The 5334-nt window shown below is 35.0% G+C and carries 5 protein-coding genes; all 5 read right to left on the minus strand.

The annotated features are described in order from the left end of the window. Positions 1-327: hypothetical protein (locus K6G87_RS04620; protein WP_296834508.1), on the minus strand; the 327-nt coding region annotated here is incomplete at its 3' end. A 63-nt stretch (positions 328-390) separates the two neighbouring features. Further along, entirely contained in the window at positions 391-1914 is a 1524-nt protein-coding gene (locus tag K6G87_RS04625; RefSeq protein ID WP_296834510.1) for a hypothetical protein, read from the minus strand. A gap of 61 nt (positions 1915-1975) precedes the next feature. After that, entirely contained in the window at positions 1976-3118 is a 1143-nt protein-coding gene (locus tag K6G87_RS04630) for a hypothetical protein (protein WP_296834512.1), read from the minus strand. A 98-nt stretch (positions 3119-3216) separates the two neighbouring features. After that, a complete protein-coding gene (locus K6G87_RS04635) occupies positions 3217-4761 on the minus strand; it encodes a hypothetical protein (protein ID WP_296834514.1) in 1545 nt (514 codons plus the stop codon). Between the two features lie 252 nt (positions 4762-5013). After that, the coding region (locus K6G87_RS04640) for a hypothetical protein (protein ID WP_296834516.1) at positions 5014-5334 on the minus strand (321 nt) is incomplete at its 5' end.

Genomic DNA, 5334 nt, shown 5'->3' on the forward strand with positions numbered 1-5334 from the left:
ACATGCATATTTATATTTTCCTGTTACATAATCAGAGAAATATTCATCATCCCATTTAGTAATTACTTTTCCACTAACAAAGCTGATATAACTTGAATACGGTGAATCCGGAACATAATCTGCCATAGGTGATTCCCAAGGTAAATCGTCTGCTGGCCCTATCAAACTATTACTGGCATCAGCTGAACTATCATCATTATCTTCAATAGAAGTATCTGACAAACTCGTTTCATCCATACTAAGGCTGTTATCATGGCTTGAATCATCCGCCCCAGGTGTTGTCAGTCTGCATCCAGTCATAACAAATGTGCAAATAACAAATATCAACAGTATCTTTTTTCTCATTGTTCTTTTTTACTACCTTTTACTAGTTTCTATAAACAATCCCCACTATGAAACTTGAAATGTTTTAACGCTATATCCATCAAAACAACTATATTCATTTTTTATTAGTGTTATTACTGCTTCTTTGGAACTATTATCTGATATATTAAAATTTGCCTTTAAGACTATTTCTTCGCCATCTGAAACAACCTCATAAGATTGTAATTCCGCATATACAAAGCCACTTGAACAGTCATTTACATCTACCACATAATCATCACTAATACTTTGAAATTCACGATATTGTCCGGAAAAAGAATATTGGATATATTCTATCTGTTGCTTATTGATAAGCCCATCACTTGTGCTTAAACTGTCAAAAATATAGTCATAGCAGAACCAGGAGTTTTGACAGAAATTTCTTATAAACGATTTTTCTACGTCCATAGAAAAATCATCCTCAGAGGAATAATTGCTATAGTATATGGTCATATTTTCAAGGAGACTTTCTAAATTCCTATCAATATTAAATTCGCTGGGATACTCATACTTACAAATTCCAAGAGACTCGACTAATTGCTGGTAAGGAAGCTTATCTTCACAATTTCCTCCATCTGCATCTACATCAGCCGCAGCCGAATCTTCATTCAATACTGACCAGTTATTCTCATTTAGATTCACATCCATATATCCCGGAATTGTTTCTTTCAGATACCATGCGCTTTTATCCTCTGATAAAAAATAAATAGCACAATGGAATTCATAGCCAAATTTGTCTTTTTCATAATAGTTTATGTCCAGCTCATTATTGTCCCTAAGGATAAACTGAGCTGTAGATATATCTATTTCTTCTGGAATATCTATTGGAGCTTTTTCTTTTACTTCATCAATAGTTACTTCTTTTGCATCATATAAATAAAACTCACCATCACGTAAATACATATGATATGGCAATTTGCATCTTCCGCTTCCGTTCAAGTCCGAAAGAGCGCTTCCTTCTTCATAGTCAAAAAAGGATCTATAGGCCTCTTCGTACCAAACAATTTCAGTATCGCTTATAAACTTCTTCTGTCCATATTTATTGAGCTTCGGAGTACAATTCTTGATGCAATCTTCAGAAACAGAATACACGCACCCAATTCCATCAACGCCGATATACCCATTTATGCTTATAAAGCTTTGCGAATTGCGCTCAAGAAGGTCTTGAGATGTTGCTATATAGCTGTCTTCAAAATCTTCCAACAAAGTAGTATTGCATTCTTCGTCTACAAAATAAATCCTATTCACATACCAATATTTCAAAGAATCATCATAGTCTGGAATCCCAGGATCATCTTCGTAACCTTCAACGACAAAAGCTTCATTATTACCATCAACATCCAGATCCACAATAAAGCTTGCTCTGTTGCATCCCTCCGCCAGATCTTCGCTAATAGCCTTTGAAAATACATTATCTTTTGTATCTAAATCTATTGATTTGATATTATTGCTATCTTCTGCTATTTCATTATTGGAAAAATCTATATCTTTGCTTTCACAAGCAGTTATAGTTATCCCCAGCACAAAAATATATGTAATAAGTCTTTTCATAAGTTTACTTTCTCTAGCAGAAAGAACTGATAAACACATCAATTTACCAGTTCTTTCTTTTTTATTCTTCGTCTGGTTTGAGCTCTTCACCATAATAGTACAGTTTGTCATCAAAACCTATTTCCTGACGTTTCTCATCCTGAAGTATCTGTAATTCATCCATCGTTATAGCATTTTTTCCTTCCGCCTCAAGTGCAGCTCTCGCCAGATTATAAGGATCTTGAGGATTAGAATTCTCTTCTTCCAAGGTATTATTATCTATATCAACAATATATACATAGTAGTACGGTTCTACTGCTTCTGTATCAAAACTTATTTCGATTACATATAATCCTATTCCTGAACCAATAAACTGATCATTGTAGTAAAGATCACCCGTTTCGCCTATATGAAATCCTTCTTCTTTTGACCTGTTCCAAAACTTGTAATTACCATTTTCATCTAAAAATCCCTGTTCAGCAGAGTGAATAGTATTACTTTCTCTATTAAACAAGGAAACTCCCCCCGTAAATAACACGGTGATAAAACTGCTATCCCATGAATCTCCTGCAAAACATATCTTTAGATGTCCATCAACATTTTTTACAACCAATGTTAAATTAAAAGCGGCCGCACCAATATCTGTCTTTAATTCATACGTTCCATCCAGCCCAAGATCGATATATTCTTCACATATATTATTTTCATATATCCAATCTTCAGCATACTCACATCCGTCACACAATTTTTCTTCAATCTCTGTTAATGTATAGCTCTCTCCATCTGTAAGCACTTCTGCTAAGCATAAAGCTCTGGTTATATCTCCATCTAAAACATACTCAGCTTTAATATCTCCATACAAGAATCCTTCATACAGACTTTCCGATTCACTATCCAGATGTATTTCTTCCTTTTTCTTAGGTGAAATATACTCTTTGTATTTCTTATATTGATCCGCAGTCGACTCTTTAGAAGCCGTCTCAGTTGCATCATTTTCACCATTTATAGCAGTATCATCTACAATTGTTTGAGCATCATCACTAGCACCATTACTGGCGTTTGCATCAGTCGCACTATTGCTAACATTTGTATCACTTGAACCGGTTCTAGCGTTCTCATCAATGTCTTTATTAGAATCATTGACCTTGTTACATCCTGATACTATTGTCAGAAAAGATAATAGAATAATAGTAATGTAACGCTTTCTTTTCTTAATATTTCGCATCGATCTTTATTCTCCATTTTCCTCTTCATACACCTCAAGTAATGGCAGGGGTTACACTAAATCCCCCCTGCCATTAGTGGATGATATTAAGCCATTAATCAGAAACCGTACTCCGCCTTTTTCTCCTCAATCAAGGCATCCACCTCTTCTTGTGTGGAAAAAGATATTCCGCACTCAATACATGCGTTCATGAAATCAGTGTAATCTTCTTCATCCGCTGGTTCATCCCAACCATAAGGAACATAATATTCTTTGCCATCTATCTCATAGATATATATTGTCGAACCTTCTCCAGCACCAGATATTTCGAATGCCTCAGGGAAATATTCTTTGTTGCCTTCCGCTGTTACTACCACCAAATCATATATCTCATGGTAAATAACATTTGAATCCAAAACAGCCTCATCATGTGAATAATTCCATGCACTTGAACTTCCATAAGAGTTAATATATCCGTCTTCTCCTATTTCTTTACTTGATCGAGACCAAGAATCAACAACAAATTTCAGATACAAATGACCTTCATAAAAACTTATGACATATATAGTATTAGGTTCCATAGCTTCTGGAGCAATTTCTATCACCAGTTCCTTGGTTCCATCACTTCCGCAATCAATGTAACTTTTTTCCATAGTTTCGGATTCTTCCGGATTATACCAATTGGATAAAGTGAACTTATCACCATAGATATAGGGAAAATTTGCATCAAGAGTGCCTATTCCACACTCGCATCTAACACATGTTTCATTATTTATGAACGCCTCATATGCACTATCTTCATCTTCGTATTCATTATCAGGAACATCAAGAATATTAAAATTACAAAAAAGTCCCTCTCCATGCTGCTTAGACAGCTTATATTCTTTATAAGAATCCTCAAACTCTTCTTCGCATTCTTCCAAATAAGGAATCATATCTTCCGGATTCTTGCCATCAGACAGTGTGACCTGATCCTCTGCCATTTCCATTATATGATCGTAATCTGCTTCAAAAACACGGTTATGACTTTCTTCAAATTCACTATTTCCAGCTTCTTTTTCCCAAGTTATGTAATCATTTCCATAATCATTCGTACCTTTTTGGGCCAATCTGACTTGAATAAATTGCGTATAGGAATCATCATCTGTCTTGCCCAGATAATATTCACCTGATATGTCTTTGTAATAATTCAATACTACAAAACCGTTTTTAGAAATATAGTCCGTTTCAGAACAAAAACCATCCTCAAATGACTTAAACAAAACGTTTGCTTCTCTATCATATCCAAATGTAAGAAGTCTTTCTTCTTCACCATCAGAATACAATAATACAAGTTCAGGAACTCCGTCTCCACTAAGATCACAACAAGTATACTTATAGTCTCCTGAAATATAATCTGAGAAAAATTCACTATCTTCAAAAGTAGAGATTTCCCCATTAGCAAAACTTATATAGCTTGAATACGGTGAATCTGGAACATAATCTGCCATAGGTGATTTCCAAGGTAAATCATCTGCCTGCCCTAGCGAACCATTACTGGAATCAGCTAAACTATCATCATTATCTTCAATAGAAGTATCTGACGAACTTGTTTCATCCATACTAAGGCTGTTATCTTGGCTTGAATCATCCGCCCCAGGTGTTGTCAGTCTGCATCCAGTCATAACAAACGTGCATATAACATATATCAATAGTATCTTTTTTCTCATATTCTAATTACCTAATCCTCTAGCTGAAATAATTAAGATCTTCATCCAAAAATATATGAAAAATCTTGTTTATTCTTCGTCTGGTTTGAGCTCTTCACCATAATAGTATAGATTGTCGTCAAAACCTATTTCCTGACGCTTCTCATCCTGAAGTATCTGTAATTCATCCATCATTATAGCATTCTTTCCTTCCGCCTCAAGTGCAGCTCAATCAACATTTTTTACAACCAATATTAAATTAAAAGCTGCCGCACCAATATCTGTCTTTAATTCATACGTTCCATCCAGCCCAAGATCGATATATTCTTCACATATATTATTTTCATATATCCAATCTTCAGCATACTCACATCCGTCACACACTTTTTCTTCAATCTCTGTTAATGTATAGCTCTCTCCATCTGTAAGCACTTCTGCTAAGCATAAAGCTCTGGTTATATCCCCATCTGAAACATATTCAGCTTCAACATCTCCATTTAAGAATCCCTCATACAGGCTTTCAGATTCACTATCCAGCTGGATTTTATC

This window comes from Butyrivibrio sp., assembly GCF_024699075.1.